The sequence below is a fragment of the Chitinophaga sp. 180180018-3 genome, assembly GCF_037893185.1.
Lineage (GTDB): Bacteria > Bacteroidota > Bacteroidia > Chitinophagales > Chitinophagaceae > Chitinophaga.
This window is the reverse complement of sequence record NZ_CP140772.1, coordinates 2347330-2370048: the sequence shown is the minus strand read 5'-3', so window position 1 is coordinate 2370048 and position 22719 is coordinate 2347330. Positions and strand designations below refer to the sequence as shown.

General features: G+C 47.3%; 17 protein-coding genes. 6 read left to right on the top strand and 11 right to left on the bottom strand.

Annotated features, from left to right (window positions below; genetic code table 11):
- Nucleotides 1-67 precede the first annotated feature (67 nt).
- Nucleotides 68-1711, bottom strand: coding sequence for a hypothetical protein (locus UNH61_RS09585; protein WP_326991872.1), 1644 nt, complete (start codon nucleotides 1709-1711; stop codon nucleotides 68-70).
- A gap of 212 nt (nucleotides 1712-1923) precedes the next feature.
- On the opposite strand from UNH61_RS09585, the gene UNH61_RS09580 reads away from it, so the two are divergent.
- From UNH61_RS09580 to UNH61_RS09565, 4 genes are read left to right on the top strand one after another with little or no spacing between them, the layout of a single operon-like run.
- Nucleotides 1924-2904: a FecR domain-containing protein gene (locus tag UNH61_RS09580; protein ID WP_326991871.1), complete on the top strand. Its 981-nt coding sequence runs from the start codon at nucleotides 1924-1926 to the stop codon at nucleotides 2902-2904.
- Between the two features lie 6 nt (nucleotides 2905-2910).
- Nucleotides 2911-6327, top strand: coding sequence for a SusC/RagA family TonB-linked outer membrane protein (locus tag UNH61_RS09575; RefSeq protein WP_326991870.1), 3417 nt, complete (start codon nucleotides 2911-2913; stop codon nucleotides 6325-6327).
- Between the two features lie 24 nt (nucleotides 6328-6351).
- Complete coding sequence (locus UNH61_RS09570) at nucleotides 6352-7803, top strand: SusD/RagB family nutrient-binding outer membrane lipoprotein (RefSeq protein WP_326991869.1); 1452 nt, start codon at nucleotides 6352-6354, stop codon at nucleotides 7801-7803.
- A 25-nt stretch (nucleotides 7804-7828) separates the two neighbouring features.
- Nucleotides 7829-9073: a DUF5689 domain-containing protein gene (locus tag UNH61_RS09565; protein ID WP_326991868.1), complete on the top strand. Its 1245-nt coding sequence runs from the start codon at nucleotides 7829-7831 to the stop codon at nucleotides 9071-9073.
- A 77-nt stretch (nucleotides 9074-9150) separates the two neighbouring features.
- Here the strand turns inward: UNH61_RS09565 and UNH61_RS09560 are convergent, their stop codons facing one another.
- From UNH61_RS09560 to UNH61_RS09525, 8 genes are all read right to left on the bottom strand, one after another.
- Nucleotides 9151-9834 carry a response regulator transcription factor gene (locus UNH61_RS09560; protein ID WP_326991867.1) on the bottom strand — a complete coding sequence of 228 codons (684 nt, stop codon included), beginning with the start codon at nucleotides 9832-9834 and terminating at the stop codon, nucleotides 9151-9153.
- Nucleotides 9824-10870, bottom strand: a complete 1047-nt coding sequence (locus UNH61_RS09555; protein WP_326991866.1) for a histidine kinase — start codon at nucleotides 10868-10870, stop codon at nucleotides 9824-9826. The genes UNH61_RS09560 and UNH61_RS09555 overlap by 11 nt, the downstream gene beginning before the upstream one ends.
- A 2-nt stretch (nucleotides 10871-10872) precedes the next feature.
- Nucleotides 10873-11637: an ABC transporter permease gene (locus UNH61_RS09550; RefSeq protein WP_326991865.1), complete on the bottom strand. Its 765-nt coding sequence runs from the start codon at nucleotides 11635-11637 to the stop codon at nucleotides 10873-10875.
- 4 nt (nucleotides 11638-11641) lie between these two features.
- The gene (locus tag UNH61_RS09545; RefSeq protein WP_326991864.1) at nucleotides 11642-12553 is read right to left on the bottom strand and encodes an ATP-binding cassette domain-containing protein; all 912 of its coding nucleotides are present in this window, start codon (nucleotides 12551-12553) and stop codon (nucleotides 11642-11644) included.
- A gap of 115 nt (nucleotides 12554-12668) precedes the next feature.
- Nucleotides 12669-13790: a cyclopropane fatty acyl phospholipid synthase gene (gene cfa, locus UNH61_RS09540; RefSeq protein ID WP_326991863.1), complete on the bottom strand. Its 1122-nt coding sequence runs from the start codon at nucleotides 13788-13790 to the stop codon at nucleotides 12669-12671.
- Nucleotides 13791-13943: 153 nt separating this feature from the next.
- A complete protein-coding gene (fucP, locus tag UNH61_RS09535) occupies nucleotides 13944-15212 on the bottom strand; it encodes an L-fucose:H+ symporter permease (protein WP_326991862.1) in 1269 nt (422 codons plus the stop codon).
- A gap of 159 nt (nucleotides 15213-15371) precedes the next feature.
- Nucleotides 15372-16328 (bottom strand): bifunctional helix-turn-helix transcriptional regulator/GNAT family N-acetyltransferase, encoded by a 957-nt coding sequence (locus tag UNH61_RS09530; RefSeq protein WP_326991861.1) that lies wholly within the window; start codon nucleotides 16326-16328, stop codon nucleotides 15372-15374.
- 69 nt (nucleotides 16329-16397) lie between these two features.
- Nucleotides 16398-17330 (bottom strand): AraC family transcriptional regulator, encoded by a 933-nt coding sequence (locus tag UNH61_RS09525; protein WP_326991860.1) that lies wholly within the window; start codon nucleotides 17328-17330, stop codon nucleotides 16398-16400.
- A gap of 325 nt (nucleotides 17331-17655) precedes the next feature.
- Here UNH61_RS09525 and UNH61_RS09520 point away from each other — a divergent pair, with 325 nt between their 5' ends.
- The gene (locus UNH61_RS09520) at nucleotides 17656-18876 is read left to right on the top strand and encodes a thioredoxin fold domain-containing protein (protein ID WP_326991859.1); all 1221 of its coding nucleotides are present in this window, start codon (nucleotides 17656-17658) and stop codon (nucleotides 18874-18876) included.
- Nucleotides 18877-18967: 91 nt separating this feature from the next.
- Here the strand turns inward: UNH61_RS09520 and UNH61_RS09515 are convergent, their stop codons facing one another.
- Nucleotides 18968-20005 carry a cellulase family glycosylhydrolase gene (locus tag UNH61_RS09515; protein ID WP_326991858.1) on the bottom strand — a complete coding sequence of 346 codons (1038 nt, stop codon included), beginning with the start codon at nucleotides 20003-20005 and terminating at the stop codon, nucleotides 18968-18970.
- Nucleotides 20006-20104: 99 nt separating this feature from the next.
- On the opposite strand from UNH61_RS09515, the gene UNH61_RS09510 reads away from it, so the two are divergent.
- Nucleotides 20105-21571: a hypothetical protein gene (locus UNH61_RS09510; RefSeq protein WP_326991857.1), complete on the top strand. Its 1467-nt coding sequence runs from the start codon at nucleotides 20105-20107 to the stop codon at nucleotides 21569-21571.
- On the opposite strand, the gene UNH61_RS09505 is transcribed toward UNH61_RS09510, so the two are convergent.
- Complete coding sequence (locus UNH61_RS09505; RefSeq protein ID WP_326991856.1) at nucleotides 21545-22657, bottom strand: FecR domain-containing protein; 1113 nt, start codon at nucleotides 22655-22657, stop codon at nucleotides 21545-21547. The two genes, UNH61_RS09510 and UNH61_RS09505, sit on opposite strands and share 27 nt — an antisense overlap.
- Nucleotides 22658-22719: the final 62 nt, after the last annotated feature.

Genomic DNA, 22719 nt, shown 5'->3' with positions numbered 1-22719 from the left:
GTACATGCTGGTGCTTTTCTTAACAGGAAAGTTCGTCTTATCATATCTTCCTGCAATCAGATCCTTATCAGACTGTCTGCACCTGAACCCAGGGAGACCAGTATCCACCGTATCCATAATAGGTTCTATAATAAATTTTCACTTTATCTGTTACTCCCATTGAGATGGTTGTATACTCCTGGATGACCTCAGCAGTAGAAGGGTTTTCAGAATAAAGCACTTTTAATACCCCTCGTTGATTCACGGGGTAATTCACGCCTGTATTTACCCAGTTCGCCACTGTAACCGGGAAAAAGTACCCGCTGGCTGTCATCGTATTCAGGTTTTCGCTTCCGGTTAAGACAATACTTTTGTTTTCCACCAGTGCATTGGTGGTCCCAAAGGCAGCCCATTTTGCCGTGAGATAGGTACCTTCCTGTATACATATCCAGCCGATGTTAGGCGTTTGGGAGGTTATACTGGTGTTAAATACTATCGTACCGCGACTTACCGCTGACGAATAATAGACAACTCCACCGTTAACCGCCGGGGAAGTTCCAAAGTAAATTTTAGTGGTACTAAAATGGTCAGGAGTATTAGCATTATTCCAGGCTGCAGCATTGCCGGCAAACACCTCCGACACACTTGTATTAAACTGATCCAAATTCTGACTACTTGTATTTGACAAAGAAACTCCACCCTTCGTGGCGCCCCAAATAACAGGATAAAAATTCTCATCGGTTTGTTTGCGATGGTGAAAATTCCCGATAACAGCCACACCTCTATTTTCCTGAGCTATGCCAACAGTGTCCGCACATAAAATATCTCCAAGCGCATTCTCTTCAAAATAATTAAAACTGATCACGAGGGATGAGGTGAGATTGTATTGAATCCCGTATCCTCTCATGTTCTCAATCAGATTGTTTATAATACACACATTTGAAACCCTGTCAGAGGTTGCAGTAGTTGCAGAAAAATTGGCAAATGACTCCCCACTTTCAAAGATGCTGGTTGCAATTCTTATATCATAGCTTCCCGCCGTTGTATTAAAAAATATACCATTCCAGTATCTTGCCTGGCAATTGGTCATATAAATAGATTGCACATAGTAATTGCTGGTCAGGAATTTTATACCAGTGAAACTGCAACCTTCAAAACTGGTTCTCAGGTATTTATTGCTATCGAGTACATAAACCCCGGCGTTTGCACTATTCCCTTTGAATACAATTTCCCGGAATCTCACCAGTTGAGTCAAAGGCGTGTTCTTGTCGTTAGCAGGCAATCTCGTGGAAAACACGGCGATATTATTTTCTGTACTGATAGCACCATCAGAAATGACGAAATAATCTGCAAAAATCTGACTGTCTACCTGCCTATCAATGAATAATGAGGAGGCAATTTTAAAATCACCATTGAGTTGCAAATTCAGGTCATTGCTGACACAATAGTCGATTGCCGCCTGAAGCGCAGTTGTATTATCCACCTGGGCTTCCGATGCGCCAAACCACCTGGCACTTATACTGCCTGAATATAATCTCAGGAAATAACCGTCGGTACGGGTATTGTGTTTTATGTGGATCCCCTGATCCAGCACCGGCAGCGTGGTTACCGGAACCCAGATAAAGGTACCGCCACCGCCATCTCCTTCATTAAAATAACCACCTGCAGTGACCTCTTCATTTAAAGGCGGGGTGGGAATACTCATCATGGTAAGAATACTTTTCACGTACATAAAAAAGGGTTTAAACAATGAAACAATACAATTCTTCAATTAGTCTTTAATGGCAGCTGATTACTTGTAAATTAAAATCTCCCTACGCAATGTATACGCGTAGCCCCCTGAAATAACCCTCCTTCACCACATTCCTCTTGTTAATAATTCCTTAACACGCTTTCACAGGAATTTTCCACGCCTCCCTCCTCCTCTATATTAAACGGCACAAATTGAACGAGGAAATTTTATTTCGATATATACAGGAATTATCCGATCCCACAGAACGGGAAATTGTTGCAGCCTGGCTGCAGCAATCGCAGCGAAACAGGGATATACTAACGGCGCTGGCTAAACGCAAACAAACACTGGAAGCGGCAGCTGATCAGCAAACAGCGGAGCAGTATTGGCAAAAAGTACAGGAATCGCTGGAAGCCTCCGGCGACGGGCCACGCACCGGGCGCCTCTTTCATTTGTGGCGTTACAGTGCTGCCGCCGCACTGGCCCTATTATTAGCTGTGATGGGATGGATGTGGAAACGCCCGGTGCCGCATAAGCCGCAACCCATACAGCTGGCCACTTCTGCCAGGGATAAGAAAAATGTTGTGTTGCCCGATGGCACACAGGTATGGCTGCAATATAACTCTGTACTGGAATACGACGCTGCGGCATTTAATACAGACAACCGCCGGGTAACGCTCCGCGGGGAAGCGTTCTTCGACGTTGCCACCAATGCCGGCAAGCCTTTTCAGGTCAATACCCGCTTATCGGGGATCACGGTATTGGGCACTTCTTTCCAGGTAACAGCCCGGGAAAATATGAAACAGGAAATTGCTGTTGCCAGCGGTAAAATACAGGTAGATGCCGGCGGCAAAAGCATTCAGCTGCTGCCACTGCAGAGAGCTACTATAGATCCGCTAACAAGTACCATGGTAACGGATAGCGCATCCATGCAATATATCCTCGCTACCAGAAACAATCAGCTGGTATTCGAAAACGACGATCTGTACAGCATAGCCGGGAAACTACAACACTGGTATAACCGCCGCGTCATCATTCACGGCAAGCCACAACACGTTTCCTTCACCGGTAACATACAGGATCATGGGATGCAACAAGTGCTGGATGGATTAAGCTTCCTCGCCGGTACGCAATATGAAATACACGCTGATAGCATTGTTCTCTCTATAAAAAGCAATTTCAAAAACAAATAAACCTATATGAAAAAAATTGTTGGCGGGCTATGTTGCCTGCTGCTGGCCGGATCTCTCTGGGCCCAGACGGCTTCCCGTATCATTCAGTTTAGCAAGAAAAAAATTTCACTGCGGGAACTGATAGGTACGCTGCAGCAAAAAGAAAAGATCGCCGTTATGTACGACGATAAAGTGCTGGCTGAATCACATGAGCTGCACCTGCCGGCAGACAAGCTTCCGCTGGAGAAATTACTGGCGTTGATTGCCGAACAAACCGGACTGGAAGTAAGATTACAAAACAACAACGTCTATATCAAAAATAAAAACACTACTGCTGCGGAAAAAGTAGCTGTAAAAGGCGTGGTGCTCGGCGCTGGCAGCGATGGCCCCCTTCCCGGCGTAAGCATCTCCGTAAATGGTAAAATGATGGCGGTAACGGCTGAAAACGGTCTGTTCGACCTGCAGGTACCGGAAGGTAGCCAGGTGATGTTCCGCGCCATCGGACTCGATCCCTATACTTATGCCGCCGCAGGCAACGCTCCTAATCTGAAAATCAGCATGAAACAAAACGTTACCCAGCTGGAAGGCGTAGTGGTAACGGCACTGGGTATTAAACGCGACGAGAAAGCGCTCGGTTATGCTGTTAGCAAGGTAAGCGGCGATCAGCTGACCGACGCGTTGAGCAACAACTGGACCAATGCCCTCACCGGTAAAGTAGCCGGCCTCAATATGCTGAAAGCTAACGGTGGCCCCGCTGGTTCTACCAAGATCATCCTCCGCGGCGAAAATGCTATCACCGGCAGCAGCGAAGCGCTCATCGTGGTAGACGGTGTGATCATCAACGGCAGCAGTGGCAAACAAACCGGTAACGGCAACGGCTCCTACCTCGACTCCGACTCTCCTACTGATTTCGGTACCAGTCTGAATGATATCAATCCCGACGACATCGAAAGCGTATCAGTACTGAAAGGCCCGGGAGCTGCCGCGCTCTACGGCGCCAGAGGTGCTAACGGCGCTATTATCATCTCCACAAAATCCGGTAAGGTAAAAAAAGGCCTCGGCGTTACTATCAATTCCAACGCTACGTTTGAGAGGGTTAACCGCTGGCCCGATTACCAATACGAATACGGACAGGGTGCCTCAGGCCAGGATAGCTGGTACTCCTACGGTAGTACCGCCGATGGCTCCAGCACCAAAAGCACCAGCTCTGCATGGGGACCAAAATTCGACGGACAGCAATATTTCCAGTATGATCCGGCTACACATGCCGGCGGTACGCAACGTACTCCCTGGGTTCCCTATAAAAATAACCGTAAAGAATTTTTCAATACCGGGAAAACTTTTACCAACAGTGTCACGCTCGAAGGCGGCAATAACAATACCTCTGTACGCTTATCTTATACCAACCTGAACAACAACTGGATAGTACCTAACACCGGCTACAACAGGAACACAGTGGCACTGTCTGTAAACCACAAGGTATCCGACAAATTGCAGATCGCTACCAAAGTAAATTATACCAATAAGAAAAGCGATAACCTGCCATCCACCGGTTATAATAACCAAACGATCATGTATTTCATCCGGGGTATGGTGCCCAATGCCAACCTCGACTGGTTTAAGGAATACTGGTTACCCGGACAGGAACAACTGGCGCAGAACCGTCCGTTCAGCAGCCTGCTCGACAATCCTTATCTCCAGGCCTATGAAATGCTGAACAAAGTGAACAGAAACGGCGTAATCGGCAACGTGTCTGCTACCTACAACTTTACAAAAGACCTTAGCCTGATGGTGCGTACAGCGATCGACTACAGCACCGAAGGCCGCTCACAGCAGCGTCCGAAAAACACGCAGAAGTTCGCCGATGGGATGTTCAGAACACAGAATATCTACTCACGTGAAATTAATAACGACTTCCTTGTACGTTATCACAAAACTATCACCAGCCGTTTCAACACCACTGTTTCATTCGGAGGCAGCCAGATGAAAAACTTCTACAACAAAGATGAAGTACGTGCCGATAAACTGAGATATCCTGGTATTTATAACTTTGCCAACAGTAAAAACACGCCTGTCGCTAATCCGTACAATTCACAATACCAGGTGAACAGCCTGTACGGCCTTGCACAGTTCAGCTATAATAACTACCTGTTCCTGGATGTTACCGCACGCAACGACTGGAGCAGTACACTTGCTTCCGAAACATCCACGCATAATACTTCTTTCTTCTATCCGTCTGTTAACGCGTCGGCCATTCTGTCGGATATCTTCAAACTCCCGGCTGCCATTTCCCTGCTGAAGGTAAGAACTTCCGTTTCCGGTGTTGGTAGCGGCGGTACCACTCCTTACTTTACCCGGTTTGGTTACCTGAGAGAAGATTTTCAGAGTGGCCTTTCTAACCCGACTTATATCGCGAATCCTGAGCTGAAGCCGATGAAGACGGTCAGCGTAGAAGCAGGCGTAGATGCTTCTTTCTTCAAAAACCGCCTCGGGTTTGGGATTACGCTCTATCAGAACAATACTAATAACCAGATCATCCTTGCACCGCTCGACAGAGCTACCGGTTTCAAAAGTACTATCGTGAACGCCGGTACAGTAACCAACAAGGGCATCGAAATAGAAGCCAACGGCACTCCGGTGAAACAGCCTAAGGGCGGCCTTACCTGGACCGTGAACGGCACATTCGCTGCTAACCGCAGCCGGATCAGCTCTCTCCCGGATGGAATTGAAACATACGTGATGTCTACCGGTCCGGCCGGACGCGGTTCTATCGAAGCCCGTCCGGGTGGCCGCATGGGCGACATCTACGGCCTGGGCTACCAACGTTCTCCCGACGGACAGATCATCTATAACTCCCAGGGCTACCCGATGTTGTCCGAAACGGCGAAATACCTCGGTAACACCAACCCCGACTGGAAAGCAGGCATCAACAACAGTTTCTCTTATAAACAATTCCGCTTCAGCTTTTTGTTCGACGGACAAACCGGTGGTAAAGCTTATTCCCTCACTCATTCAGTACTGGCAGATGAAGGTAAGCTGAAAAAAACTATTCCCGGCCGTTACAACGGCATCATCGGTGATGGCGTACAAGTGAACAAAGACGGTACTTTCAGAAAGAACGACGTCATTGCATCCAACATCCAGACCTATTATTCAGAACATTACAAACGTGATAATATAGAATCGAACCTGTTCAGCACCGACTTCATCAAGCTGCGCGAAGCCCGTCTCGATTACACGCTGAAGCCTCAGCTGATGAAACGGATAGGCTTCACGAGGGCTACGATTGGGATCTATGGCCGCGATCTGCTGGTGTTCACCAACTGGCCGGCATTTGATCCGGAGTTCGGTACACTGAACGATGGAGATATCAATGCAGGATTTGAGATCGGGCAGTTCCCATCGACCCGCAGCTTTGGTATTAACCTGACTGCCTCCTTCTAATTATCACTGAAAAAAAGACCTGTCATGAAACATATGAGGATCACCACCTATTCCCTGCTTACAGCTATCGGCTTATCCGCAGCCTCCTGTACGAAGGATTTTATAAAAATCAATGATAACCCGAATGCCGCTCCGGTAGCCACTCCGGAAACATTGCTGGCGCCTGCTATTTATTCAGTGGTGAATAATAATCAGACCCGTGCGCTGCGGCTGACCAATGAGCTGATGCAGGACCATGTACCCACCAGCAATTCCGAAGAAATTCACCGCTATGTGATCCGCCCCGGCGAATCGGACAATATGTGGAATAACTGGTACCTCGAAAGAACCAATTTCCTCGACATCTATAAAGGAGGACAAAGGCTGCAGCAAAAAACGTATATGGGTATGGGTGAGATACTGGAAGTATGGAGTATTTCCATGCTCACCGATATGTTCGGAGATATACCCTATACAGAAGCTAACCGCGGCAGAGACACTATTTATCAGCCTAAATTTGATGCGCAGCAGGATATTTATCCCGACCTGTTCCGTAAACTGGAAGATGCCAACACTTTATTGTCGGCCAACCAGACGCTGAACCGGGACGACATGCCTTTAGATCCGCTCTACGGCGGAGATCCTGCCAAATGGCGGAAATTTGGCAACTCCCTCTACCTGCGGCTGCTGATGAGAGTATCCGGAAAACAGGAAATGAACGCAGCTGCAAAGATCAAAGAGATGGTGGAAACCAATGCCTCTAACTATCCGCTGTTCAGCAGCAACGATGAATCAGCTATATTGCGTTTCACTACCGTGTACCCCTATACGTCGGCTTTCAATACGTACCGTGATTTTGACTTTAACGGCGACAATGGCTTATCGACCTTCTTCATCAATAACCTGAAAGAATGGGGCGATCCCCGTATTGCCAAATGGGCGGGTACGGTGAACGGCACTTACGAAGGTATTCCCAGCGGCTATGCTCCGGGAGATATACCCACGAGAATGTCGTATTACCTGTCGGCTTTAAAAGATGAGCCCCTGCTGGGAAATATCATCAACTACCCGGAAGTACAGCTTATTTTAGCAGAGGCAGCCCTTAAAGGATACATTTCCGGAGATCCCAAAACATACTACAACAAAGCAGTGGAAGCCGGTATTACGCTATGGGGCCTGCCAATGCCCGCTGGTTACCTCGACCGTGAAAGCATTAAATGGAATACGGCCGGTACGGCCGATGCCAAACTGGAGCAGATCATGCTGCAGAAATACTATGCGTTGTTTTTCACGGATTTTCAGCAATGGCATGAATACCGCCGTACCGGTCATCCGGTGCTGCCGAAAGGGCCAGGCCTGATGAACAATGGTCAGATGCCTTCGCGCTTCAAATACCCGGTATATGTACAATCGCTGAACCGCGCCAACTATCAGAAAGCAGTAGCAGCTATGGGTGGCGACGATCTGAACATCAAAGTGTGGTGGAATAAAAACTGATCTTCTAAACAATAATACCTCCTTCATGAAGCATATAAGATTTAGTGGGCTGGCCCTGTTGTGTTGTATGACGCTGGCCGGTTGCCTGAAGAAAGATATCGATTACGCACATGGTACTCCCAGTCCGGTAGCTTCCATCGAAGTACTGCGGAACATCTACCGTGGCAATGAAATAAAACTGACCACCGATCATCTCATGGGCGCAGAGCGCATCACAGGCGTAGTGATTTCTGATACCAGCGGCCATAACCTGCCGGCAGGTAATTTCATTATCCAGGATATAGGCAGAGGTAACCTGCGCGGCATTGCTGTTTCCCTCGGTGGCAATGCACCCGTCAATTACAGCGCAGGCGATTCCGTAGCGGTGAATGTAATTGGTGCAACCCTGCTCAGCAACAATGGCGCTCTGCAATTAAGCAATGTAGGCGCCGATAAAGTGAGCTTGTTGAGGAAGCAGGCAAAAGTAACCGTGAAATCCATTTCCCTTTCTGAACTGGCTACTAACTTCGCTATCTACGAAGCTACCCTGGTAAAGGTAAACGCCGATTTCAAAAATCTTCCTGGTCCCGGAGAAACTTATGCGGGTAGCAAGTCGCTGTACGATGGACTGGACTCTTCTATTGTGCTCTACACCGCTGCCAGCGCCGCTTTTGCGGCCAACCGGATTCCTGCCAGCGCCACCTTTACCGGTATTCCGTTATATGCCGGCGCTATCAAACAGCTGAACCTGCGCAATGCAACAGACGTCAGCAATGCCAGCGGTCCGTTATACAAAGGCTATCCGGAAGATTTCGAATCGCCCAACGCCTCCGCTAAAGGCAGTTACGCAGCAGCTACAGTGGAATTGAAAACCGGCACCTGGTTGCTGGATCAGGCTATCCTCGGCGATACCCGGGACCGCGACCGCTTCAATCCGGCCGGTAAGCAATGTATACGTATGCAGCAAAACCTCAGCAAGCCCGCATATGTACAAATGAACTACGACCTGCCTAATGGTGCATCCAAAGTAACCCTCTCCTACGGCGCTTATTACACCGATGCCAGCAGCAGCTTCGTACTGCAATATTCGACAGATCAGGGAAAAACATGGCAACAAACCGGTCGTGTTATTTCAGATCCCGGCCAGGTATCTAAAACAGCGTCCTTCCTGATGGATATCAAGGGAGCCGTACGTTTCCGCGTATGTAAGCTCGGACTGGGCACAACGAATGGAACGGATATTCTGAATGGACGGTTAAGTATAGATGATATAGCAGTCTTTAGCAACTAGCAGTTAGTCTTTAATAAAATGCAGCAAAGATTACAATGTTTTAATACAATGTAATCTTCGCTGCATTTTATTAAAAACTAATAGTTATTCGTAATTCTCTTAAACAGCTCTTTCTTATAACTAGCCGACACCGGTATGATCATCTCTCCTATCTTCAGGCCATCCCGCTCAATGGCATCTATCCTATCAATGGCCACCATGTAGGATTTATGCACCCTGCAGATGATTTCCGGAGGAATTTCTTCTTCGAATTCACGGAAAGTTTTGAGGGTCATGATACGTTTATTGATGGTATGGATTTTACGGTAGTCCCTCATGCCTTCGATATATAATATTTCGTTTAGCCATAGCTTTTCCAGCCGGTATGCTGTTTTTACAAAGATGTAATTCCGGTTCGGCGCTTCCCGTACCAGGTTGCTTTTCACTTTCTCTACTGCCTGCAGAAACCTGTCGAATGTAAAAGGTTTGAGCAGGTAATCCGTTACATTCAGCTCGTATCCTTTCAGCGCATACTCGTGGTAGGCGGTGATGATGATCACTTCGCTGTTATTCACGGTTTCGAGCAGTTGTATACCGGAGATTTCGCCGATATTGATATCCAGGAAGATGAGATCCGTTTTATTAGCCCTCAGGTAAACCAGGGCATCTACACCATTGTCGAAAACGGCCTGTAGTTGCAGAAAAGGCAACTTCTGCAGATAACCTTTGATGCGCTCCTGCGCCAATGGTTCATCTTCTATGATTACACAGTTAATTTTCATTGGTCTGTAGCGTTAAATTGACCCGGTAAACGCCTCCGCTATCGGAAATATCCAGGGTATGTGTTCCCGGGTACAGTAATGCCAGCCGGCGTTGCAGCAGTTCGTTACCAAGACCATTATACTTATTTTCTTCCGCTGATAAGCGCTGGTATTTGTTCTCACAACTAAAGAAGATCTGTGCCGGCCTGATGTCCACGGCGATGTTCACCACCGGTCCTTCCCGTTTGTGCACAGCATGTTTGAATGCATTCTCGATATAGGCGATCAGCAGCATCGGCGCCACCATCCTGTTGCCGGGCTCACCATTCAATTCGTATTGTACGTATTCCTGATTGGAGGTACGGATGCGTTGCAGGGCAATATACTTTTCGATGTAGTCGAGCTCCCGCCGCAGCGGGATCATTTCTTCCCGGGTTTCATACAGCATAAAGCGCATGATGTCTGATAGTTTGTTAAGATAAACAGATGCTTCTGCGGCATCTTTCTCTATCAACACATCAATATTGTTAATGGTATTGAACAGAAAGTGAGGATTGAGCTGCGCCCTGATAAGCGCCATTTCTGTTTCATGATTCCGCCGGTTCAATTCTTCTTTCAACTTTATATCACCATACCAGCTGATGAACCCTTTCAACACCAGCCCTATCGTACCATGAATAGCCGCAAGCCCCATGAGTGTTCCCATCAAAAACGATACTCCTCTTACATTCACATGATGCAGCCAGTGTAATGGAGGCAACAACAACACCGATATGGTAACAATAGCGGCAATAAAAGAAAACAGCAACGCCATCAGCAGAAAAGCAGGGATTTTTCTATGAACAAGAAAACGATTGAACAGGATGGTATAAAAACTGTAAAATCCTATCACTCCCGGCAACAGGCAAATCACCGGCACCGGCGACAACATCAGCGGGTACCATTTGTCGTACCAGCCGGCCGGGCCTCTCAGCGCAATGAGCAACAGCACTGTTATCAGCATTCCGTACAATATCCAGTAGCCGATATGTAACAGTATCACTACAGATCTTTCCATCTTTATCCTCGTTCCTTTTTATAAATAAACAACAGGTATCCCAGTGTACCAAATATTGCGAAATATATCAGCGCAAACTGGTATATCCGGGGATCGGCCGGATTTCCTGAAAAACTAAACCCTGTATAAAAGTAAGGAATAAAGACGCCGTATTCCCATCTGAAGGTCATCAGGGAGAAAACATATAACCCCAGCCCTGCACCCAACGATATAAGGAAATTCCGGAAGTGCAGGCTCATGGCATATTGTAATGCCAGCACCGGAAGACAAGCCAGGAAAAAGTGCCAGCTGGTGTACATGAAATGCCTGACCGGGAAGGCTGCCGCAGGGAAAGGCACCTGCTTTATCACCAGTGCAGGTATGATTCCCGTCAGAAATATGCCGATGTTAAATAGTATGAAAAACTCCAGGAACATCAGCAGTATCACGCTTAACTTGGTAAAGTAGATGACAGTAGGCGGTTGTGGCGTTACATGCAGCTGCTTCCAGGTGTTGTTACGGTATTCCAGCTGTCCGATCAGGCTGGTGGCCAGCATCACGCCTATTGGCAAAAGAAAGAATGCCATAAATTTCCAGCAGCTTTGATGAAGCATTGTCCATATTTCAGGAGAACTGTTTTCCTTTACCAGGTTTTCATGAAGATAAAACCGCTGTCCGAGAATAATCAGCGGAATAAAGAAACCTCCCGACAGCGTAAGCCACGCCGCGGTGGTACGCCTGCATTTCAGCCATTCGCTGCGGAAACTGTGTAGAAAGATAGCTATCATATGATTAATTGTTGATCAGGTCCATGAATACATTTTCCAGTTCGTGCTTTGCGGGATTGATTTCATACACGCTGATACCGGCAAGCACCAGCTGCTGATTGAGGGCAGCCATCATATCGCGGGGAACGTTCTCCAGTAGCAGTCCGCCGTTGTTCAGCGTTCCCTGCAATCCCAGCTCCCTGCTGAGTTGCAGGGCGCGCGCAGCATCGCTGCAATCAATGAGGGTATTGGTAACCGGTCCTTTCCGATGAACCAGCGCCGATAATTCGCCCTGGTAAAGCAGCTTTCCTTTGTTGATGACGCCAACATAGGTCACCAGCTTTTCGATCTCCGACAGCAGATGACTGGAAATAAGAATGGTTAAACCCGTTTCCCGGTTCAGTTGCTGCAATAGCGCTCTCATCTCGATAATGCCGGCGGGATCCAGTCCGTTCGTAGGCTCATCGAGTACCAGCAATTCGGGGTCATGCAGCATGGCGATGGCGATCCCCAGGCGCTGTTTCATTCCCAATGAAAACTGGCCTGCTTTCTTGCGACCGGTATCATCGAGCTTCACCAGTTCCAGCACGGTGTTGATCCTCGACCGGTGGCAACCGTACAGACAGCGGAGCAGCTCCAGGTTTTCCGTTGCGGTAAGATGAGCGTATACAGATGGGGATTCAATCAGCGTTCCCACTCTTTTCAGCAGGGGAATCCGATGCGTAGTCAGGTCGGCGCCCAGCAGCTTTATGCTGCCCGTTTGCTTCTTTAACAGGCCCAGAAGCAGTCGTAACGTAGTGGTTTTGCCAGCTCCGTTGGGACCCAGGAATCCGTAAACAGCTCCCTTAGGGACCTGCAAACAGATGTTATCCAATACTTTTTCATCTCTCCCGAAATAATGGGTAAGCTGCCTGGTTTCAATACTATAATCAGACATATAAACCTTGTTTGGTAATGCCTCAAAAGTATAGCGGCATTTCCGGCTGGCGGAAGTTTTCCAGCCACTGCAACAGGTTTTTCTGCAAAACGGGGTTTTCGTTCTGCAACATCAATTAATCGATATTAAATCTATATCCTCCCGGCACTCCATGCTTCGACAACACGATCTGCCACAACTGGCTTTTTCTTGCCCTGAATGAGGCAGCACAGGAAAGCAGATAATACTTCCACATCCTGAAAAAGGTATTATCGTACCTTGCTTTGAGCTGTTCCCAGTTACCGCTTACATTCCTGAACCAGGCCTGTAGCGTTTTATCGTAGTCGACGCTGAAGTTCTGCCAGTGCTCCATTACAAAAAGGTTTTCTATACTCTGGCCAATCAGCCTGATGGTGGGGATCATGGCATTGGGGAAAATATATTTGTTCAACCATTGATCGGTAAAAGTATGAGCGTTGTTTCCTCCGATCGTATGCAGCAGAAACAGTCCGTCGTTTTTGAGGCAGCGATGGGCGACCTCCATGTAAGTATGATAGTTTTTGTATCCCACGTGTTCGAACATCCCCAACGATACAATCGCATCAAAAAGCTCATGCAGGCTGCGATAGTCTTCCAGCCGTATGTCCACCGGCAGCCCTTTGCAGCGTTCCCTCGCCAGTTCGGCCTGTTCGTGGGAAATGGTAATTCCCGTTACCCGTACGCCGTATTTTTCCGCGGCAAACCGGGCAAAACTTCCCCAGCCACAGCCTATGTCGAGTACGTGCATTCCCGGGCGCAGATTGAGTTTGCGGCAACAGAGGTCCAGTTTGTGTTCCTGGGCTTCATCGAGCGAGCTGGCATTTTCCCAGAACCCACAGGTATAGGTCATCCGCTGATCCAGCATCGCTTCAAAAAGATCGTTGCCTGTGTCGTAATGAGCGCTGCCATTAGAGAAAGCCCTGGACGGAGATTGAAAGTTGACCATCCTCGCCGCCAATATCTCCAGCTTAAAACTGATATCCTGCTGAACGTGGGTATCCAGATCCGCCAACAGTATCCGGGTAATAAATTCATCTACCTGGTCGCTGTCCCAGCTGTTGTGCATATAAGATTCACCCAGCCCCAGGGATCCTTTGTGTAATACTTCGGGGTAAAAAGTTTCGTCGTGTACCTGTATATCCCAGGGATTACTGCCGTTCACTGCAATTCCCGCCACAGATAACAGGCGGGTGACAATGCTTTTAGATTTACGGAACATAGCTCATCGTTTATAAATCCGGTTATCAGGTGAGTAACAAACAGTGGCATCCGATTGTTCTGGGAGCATTTGCGTATTGGCATCAGCGTTAGGACAAAAATAAACCCGGGTGCCGCAACAAAGCAGCACCCGGGCTATTATATCATCAGATACTTATCTGAGTTTGTATAGTTTATAACCGAATAGGAAGATGACCACATAACATACTATAGGAAGATAGTAAGACGCCGCAATATTGGCATCAGCAATACGCCCCATGAGGAAGGGAAACACGGCGCCGCCAAACATCCCCATCACAATAAACGAAGATGCCTGCTGGGTTTTCGGCCCCAGGTCTTTCAGCCCCAGGCTGAAAATAGTAGGGTACATGATACTGAAGAAGAAATTGATCATCAGCAGCGCGATGTAGGAAATCCAGCCCCAGCCCTGTGCCACTATCAGGCACATAAGAATATTTCCCACTGCAAATGCCGCCAATAGTTTATTCGGTGCAATATACCGCATGAGTGCAGTGCCCACGATCCTGCCCGCCAGCATCATTCCCATGAAGAGTGGCATAAAGTAACCGGCTTTCTGATCGGAGAAATTCATCACTTCGTGTCCGTAGTTGATGAAAAATGCCCAGGTGCCGGCCTGGGCGGCTACATTAAAAAACTGCGCCACCACGGCCCATACAAAATGCGGCTGCCGGAACAAAGGCTTCTGCATACCCACCGCAACCTCTTCTGCTAAAGCGCCATCGTGCGGATCGGTAAGCGCCGGTACCTTTACAAAGGAGAAAGCCAGGGCAATGGCGGCAATCACCACACCGATATACAGGTATAACTGCTTTACGGAATGCAGCTCTGCCCCCGCTTCATTTCCTGCACTCAGCAGGAAATAAGTTCCCAATGCGGGCCCTACAATGGTGCCTACAGCGTTGAACGATTGTGCAAAGTTGATCCGCTGATCGCTCGTGCGCTGATCGCCCAATGCAGCCGTGAACGGATGGGCTACCGTTTCCAGTGTAGCCATCCCACATGCCAGCACAAACAATGCTACCCGGAAAACGCTGAAAGATCCGGCATTGGCGGCAGGAACGAATAAAAAGGCTCCCAGCGCATACAGCGTCAACCCCAGTAATACCCCTTTTTTATATCCCATCTTTTTCATGAATAATCCCGCAGGAATACCCATCAGCGCGTAGGCGCCGAATATAGAGAACTGAACAAGGCCCGACTGGGCTTTGCTAAGCTTCAGTACATTCTGGAAATGTTTGTTCAGCACATCTCCCATAGATAATGCGATGCCCCAGCACATAAACAGGGACGTCACAAATATCAGGGTGGTGATGTATTTCTTTTCTGTAAATCTGGCCGGCGATAACGCGGATTTTTTCGTGGTTTGGATTTGCGCCTGTTCCAATGGGTCAGGTGATATCATAGTCTGAGTTTTTTAATTTTTTACATAACGTGGATGCGGTAGCTGTGGAGAGCCCCGGACAACTAATATACGCAGCTGTTTTTATAAATAATATGCAACGGGCATAAAAAAACTGCTGCCCGCAGCAAGCTACGGGCAGCAGTTTTTATGTTAATCGCTTTAAGAGCGAAGGTCGAGCACCATCTGAATATTAGCGCGTTCGTATGGCGTGGGACGGGCAGCCACCTTTTTGAAGCCCAGCTTATGATACAGGCTGATGGCCGGTTTCAGCAGTGTATTACTTTCCAGGTAAACATTCCGTGCCCCCAACTCCCTCGCTTTATTAATGATGGCCTGTCCGAGTAACATCCCAATGCCTTTCCCCTGCACATTGGGCGATACTGCCATCTTGGCCATTTCATAATCGTAATCAGGATCATCCATTTTTATTAAGGCACATACGCCTACCGGCTCGTTGTTGTACAGGGCCACGAAAATGAATCCGCCTTTTTTGATGATGTATCCATCCGGGTTATCCAACGATTTCAAATCAGTAGGCTCCAGTGTGAACCATTTCGAGATCCATTCTACATTCAGGGCTTTGAAGGCAGCTTTATACTCAGGTTCATAGTCAACAATCTTTACACTTCCGGCTTCCCGCTGTTTGCCGGCCCGTTTCACCCGGCTCAACAGCGACTCCTGTTCCAGCAGGTATTCCCATTCTTCGATCGCTTTCCAGAGGTCGTGCGTGGCTTGGGCGGAAATGGCTTCAATGGCGTTGTTCACGTCTGTATACTGGTTTTGGATAGCACGGGTGATGTCTATTCCTTTTTTAGTAAGACTTACCACATTACAGCGGCCATCTGTTTTATCCTTCTTTTCCGCGACCAGTCCTTTTTTACTCATCTCCCTGACAATCTTACTGACAGAAGGATGGGTATGCCCTATTTCTTTGGCAATGGCGGTGATGGTTTTCTCTTCTCCCTCCGACAATACATAAAATACGGGAAACCATTTCGGCTGCATGTCGATGTTGTGAAGCGCATAGATCTGCCGGGCATCTTCAGTCATTTTTTCCGTCAGCATACGAAGACGGCTACCCACTGCCATTTTTCCTGTTTTATTAAAGAAGTCCATATTGTAATAAATTACGTAACTGGTTACTAAAATACGTAAAAATTATAAAAAGAGCATAATTATTGTCAATTATCCCCAATTTGTAATTCCCGCCTGGTACATCCCTGGCGTCACGCCTTCGGCACTTTTAAAAAGACGGATGAAGTAATTGGTATCATTAAAGCCGCATTGGGCGCTCACCTGGCTGATACTGTTCTTTTTATCGGCCAGCAGTTGTTTGGCCAGTTTCAGACGCTCCCGGTTGATGTATTGCAGGGGCGTGATACCAAACTGTTCCTTAAACCATTTGAAGAAGATGTTACGGCTCAGATATGCTTTCCGGCAGAGCGAATCGATGGGTATATTTTCCGTAAGATGTTCGTGGATGTAGTGCAGCACAAAATGGAAACGGCTGTTATTGCTGTGGGTATGCTTCTCCTTTCCTATCAGTTGCAGGTGCTGATGTTGCAGTATTCTGATCAACAGCTCCTTCATGTTCAGGTCCGCATAAATATCGCGGGTAAGATCGGTACTATGGCAGATACGAACCATTTTGTTGATCAGCGCAGCCATATCTTCATCGTTGCTGAAATGGAACTGGTGCAGTTGCATCTCCCAGTTATTCTCTTCTGCGGCAGCGCTGTTATAGTACTCCTGCATATAGTGCAGGGTATTACGGATATAGGCTTCATCGACCGATAAGGCGATACACTGGGTAGGGTTATCGGACGATGCTTCCGGGAAATCGATGATCATCGTTTCATTGGCAGGCACTATCACCGTTTCACCTGGTTGGTATATGAAGGATGGCTGCTCGTTCAGGTGCATGATCTTTTTTCCCTGTACCATGCTGGTGATTACAAAGTCGCCGAATGTGAGCGGCACACGATAATCTTCCTGGTAACTTTCAAATATGTTCAGCTCGCAGTTTTTCAGATTAAAAACGCGACGGTTCTCCACCAGGCGTTGTAGTTGCCTTGGATGAGTCAGATCTAATTGCTGTACAAAATGTTTTACCGGCATGGCTAAGACTTTTAGCTTATCAACAAGTTAGCGTTATTTTTCTTAATATAAGAAACAAACCGGTACAATTATACTATATCGCCGGAATTTTATAAGAACGTAGTAATGAGGAAGATAGCTTTTTCTTCATCAACATAAAAGTTGTTATTATTATTTCGGGAGATGTTAACCGCAACAACAACTATGTTGTTACGCTGGTAGCGACGTTTCCCACGTCTGTTGATTCAACTTATCCTGTCAAATTATTATCCAGTGCTTCCCGATTTATGCAGGAACTGCTGTAAATTAGTAGCTATCAATCAAAACCAACAAATTAAAATCTGTTATGAAAAGAATCCTTTTTCTGTCCTTCCTGTTACCAGCAATGGCTTTTGCACAGGACAAAGGTATCCACTTTGAACATGGAACAAGCTGGGCTGACGTACAAGCCAAAGCAAAAGCTGAAAACAAGTACATCTTCGTAGATTGTTTCACCACCTGGTGTGGGCCATGTAAGATGATGTCGAACACCATTTTTCCGCAGGAAAAAGTGGGCGATTACATGAACAGCAAGTTCGTCAGCGTAAAAGTGCAGATGGACCAAACCAGCAAAGATAACGACGACGTCAAAAACTGGTATGCTACTGCCAAGCAGATTGAAAAGGATTACAGCATCCGTGCTTATCCTACCTTCCTGGTATTTGCGCCGGACGGCCATGTGGTAGACCGTCAGGTCGGTGGCGCTGATGCCGACGGGTTCATTAAAAGATGTGAAGCATCACTGGACCCTGCCAATCAGTACTACACACAACTGGATCGTTACAAAAAAGGTCAGCAGGATACCGCATTCCTGCGTCAGCTGGCATTATTAGCGCTTACCAAATACGACCAGGAAAATGCCAGCGAAGTTGCCAAACTGTATATCAGCAAACAAAAAAATCTTTACACACCCGGTAATCTGGATCTCTTGTCTAAGTTCACCAGCAAGAGCACAGATCCCGGCTTTGATGTATTCCTGCACAACGCGGCGAGGGTAGACAAAGTACTGGGTGCAGGAAAAGCGGAAGCAAAAGTAATGGAAGTTGCTGCTAACGAAGACGTATATCCGCAGTTGATGAAGAACGGACAAGGCGCGCCAGACTGGGATGGGGTTGAAAAAACGGTGAAGGCCAAATATCCGTCCATTGCGGAAGAGCTGATGCTGAAAGTAAAAGTGCAGTATTACAGCTACATCAAAGATGCCGACAAAGCGGTGGCTAACATTGTTGCCTATATGAAAAAATACGGTCACAAAGCCAGCTCGCAAGAACTGAATGAATATGCATGGACCATCTTCGAAAAATGCAACGATAAAGCCTGCATAGAGCAAGCCCTGGAATGGAGCAAACGTTCTTTCAAAGAACAGGAAGTTCCTGCTTACATGGATACTTACGCCAACCTGCTTTATAAATCCGGTAAAAAAACGGACGCTTTAGCCTGGGAAGAAAAAGCCCTTAACAAGGCCAACGACACTGAAAAGAAAAATTACCAGGATACTTTGGAAAAGATGAAGAAGGGAGAGATGTGAGAATAGTCTTTAGCTTTTAGTCTTTAGTAAAATGCAGCGGAGATTATGTTATTTTAAATATAACGTAATCTCCGCTGCATTTTACTAAAGACTAAAGGCTATTCGTCATTCTCTTTATCATCTCTGCTTCTTCTTCACTGAACGGTTCTCCGTTAGTGCGGAAAATATCGTGGTACCAAACCGGCGGTTCAGGTTCACCTCCCTTGTTGCCCTGCGGATAATTGGTTTGGGTTTTACCGGCTACCAGTCCCCAGTTAATAGCGCCCACACCATTTCTTTTGAAGATAGGCAGATGAGTTGAGAAGATGCTGTTATTGGGGCGTTTCATATATTCCGTACAGATGACAGGGCGCCCCTGCTGTTTGAGGGTGTCGATGGCCGCCATCAGGGAGGTAGTATCGCGGTAGTTGTGGAAAGTAATGACATCGGAGTTTTCGAGCTGGTATTTGTTGAATGCACTGAATTCACTATTCCAAAGGCCGATGCTGATGGGCTGATCCGGTTGTATCGTACGGGCCCAGCTGACTACATTGCGAAGCAGGGGCCAGCTTTTATCGCCATGCCCGAAGTGACCGGGCTCGTTGTAGAGATCCCAGAAACGGATGCGATTATCGTGCTGGAAAGTCAGGAGAATGTCTTTTACATACCATTCCAGGGTATCCATCAGGGCGGGCTGACGATCGATATAACTTCCGGGATCTTTTAGCCAGCGGCTGTTATGCACCCCCGGAACCGGCGCCGGCTGGGGGCCGGGAGCGTATTGATCGCGCCAGCAATCGTCGAAGAATACAAAGATGGTTTTAATACCATGGCCATCTGCCAGCTGCAAGTATTGTTGTATCCTGTTTTTAAAGCCGGCGGAATCTTCCTGCCAGGCAACATGATGCAGGTATACCCGCATGGTATTGAAACCGATGCCGGCTGCATACCCCAGCTCGCGATTAATAGTAGCCGTATCAAAAGTTTCGGCCTGCCACATTTCCAGCTGATTCACGGCGGTGGAGGGGATAAAATTGGCACCGGTTATCCAGGGTTGACGACTATACCAGTTGGCAGCTTTCTCCGCGGGCCAGCGTGACTGTGCAAGAGCGGCCGAACTAAGTAACAACAGGAAAATAATTTTCTTCATTATCATTGATGTTAAATTATTATTATCATTTAATAATTCAGGGAAACAGCAGTATGACTTCAGGGAAACGCTGTTAATTTAATAAATAACCTGTGCCATATGTCAACCACTTTTCCCTCATTCGCAAAACAGCAGGATAATCTTGTTTATGGGTATATCGCTGCAGCAGGCGCGATTTTACAGCTGATCATTTTCAAGTATTGCTATCCTTACGCCGATTTCTTTTCCGATTCGTACAGCTATATTTTTGCAGCTGCCAGAAAAATGGATGTCAATATCTGGCCGGTCGGTTATTCGAAATTCCTCTGGCTGTTTCATCAGATAAGCAGCTCCGACACTGCGCTCGTAGCATTTCAATACTTTTTTGTGCAGGGCGCCACGTTCTATTTGTTTCTATCGTTGCGCTATCTTTACGAGCCTTCGCGACGAACCAGTCGTATTATTTTTATATGCCTGTTCTTCGATCCGCTGTTACTATATCTCAGCAACTACATTTCCAGCGATGCGCTGTTCCTGGGGCTGAGCATCTGGTGGGCCACAACGCTGCTGTGGATTGTACACCGGCCAACGCCAGGCCTGGTATTCGTACAGGCGTTACTGATAGGCATTCTGTTTACGTTACGGTATAATGCACTCTACTACCCTATTGTTGGCGCGATAGTATTTTTCTTCTCCCGTTACAAAATACCCTGGAAAGCTGCGGGCATATTGCTGCCCTTTTTATTCATCATCGCTTTTGTACAGTATACACGGGAGAGTGCCTTCCAGATTACCGGTCACAGGCAGTTTTCGATATTCGGCGGCTGGCAGCTGGCGAACAATGCCTTGTATATGTATCCATTCATTGACGTACAGGAAACCCCGCCAGTGGAATGCAGGGAATTTGATACGTTGGTAAAAAGCTATTTCAGCCATGCTTCAGAAGATATGAAATCTGTTACTCCGCGTGAAGGCGCCTATTATATCCGTCAGCCTATCGCTCCACTGAAGCAATATAGCGCCAGATTCAGCAGCGAAAAGGATTACGAATACAACGGACTTATTTCCTGGGGCGCGCCAGCACCTGTTTACAAGCGTTATGGTCAATTTCTGATCACGCACCACCCGGTAGCATTCTTCCGGTATTTCATCCTGCCTAATATTCTTAACTACCTGCTTCCTCCTTTAGAAAAACTGGAAGTATATAACCTGGGGAGTAACAAGGTATCCGATATTGCGGTACAGTGGTTTCACTACCCTCATCATTCGCTGCATGCAGCTTCCTGGACCGCCCAGGGCATTATTTTGTTGTTGTTTCCGACCATCTTCATGCTATTGAATCTTTACTTTATCTATATTCTTATCAGATGGATCAGGGAGCGAAAAAAGATGGCAAAGGATAGTTTGTTTGACCAGGCGGTTGCCGTAGTGATACTCATACTACTCATTAATGCGGGCTTCAGCATTCTTGCGTCGCCGGTTGTATTCCGTTACCAGGTATTTCCGATGATACTTAGTTTCTGCTTCCTGTTGCTAATCTGGGAGCGTGTTGACAAGGCGCTACCTGCCGGCGACAGGCGGAGTTAGATGCAGGATACTATCTTTATCGAAGTAATAATCAAGGAATCTCGCGTACTTTAATCCCTCGAGGAAATGAGCTACCGGCCTGTACCTGTTAATAGAGCCGGTGAAAGTTTTATTTCCGGGAGGTATTTTATCAAGTTGTACAGAGATATCATAAAAACGGTGTATCAACGTAGCAACTTCCGCGGCGCCTGCCTGATGAAAGAGGTGCATTCCCTGCCGCCATGCCAGTACATCATCCGGATCGAAGCGGTCCACAGCTGGCGGCATGCCCTCTCTCATTACTGATTCCTCACCTGGTTTCAGCAGCAGAGAATCTCCATCGGCCCTGAGTTTAACGGCTCCTTTCACCAGCGACACTTTAACTTGTTTGTCGGTGTACGTGTTAACATTAAACTCTGTTCCTATTACCTGTACGGTAGTACCCGGGAGATGTACTACGAAAGGCTTTTCCGGTATCCGGGCGATTTTCAGATAGGCTTCCCCGTGAATGGTGATATCCCTGGTATCTCCGCTGAAAGTCATGGGGAACATCAGCCGGGTTTCAGCGTTGAGCTGAATATCGGAACCATCCGGCAGATGAACGGTATATTCCTTGCCAGCGGGAACGGTAAGTGTGGCGTATTCGGGCGCGCCGGAGCCTGCGGCATCAAAATGCAGTTGTTGGCGGTTGTTCTGCAGTACCGTACCGCCGGCTGCCACCTGGCCTTGTTGCTGGCTGAGATCTATGAGTTGTCCGCCTGAGAGCTGTAACTGAATATGTTTACTGTTACCTGCTACCGGCTGTATTTTGGGAACAGGCTTCATAAACCGGATCCCGGCAAATATAATAGCGATAGCCGCGATGCCGGATATGCAGATACCAGTCAACCGCTTGCGTTGTTTCCGGTGAATATTATTCCATACCTCCCCTGCTCCCCAGTTGTAATCTGAAGAAGTCCCATAATCGGCGTATAACTCATTATACAGCCGCTTTGCCCCGTTATCGCTGGCAATGATCCGGTGCAATTCTGTCTTTTCCTCATCCCGGATTTTTCCGGAGATCTCAAAAAGTACCAGTTGAATAAGATATTCTTTATCAGGTTTCATAGTTTACGCTATGAATAAGGAACCAAAAGCACAAAAAAGTACTCTTTGAGATTAAGAAATTA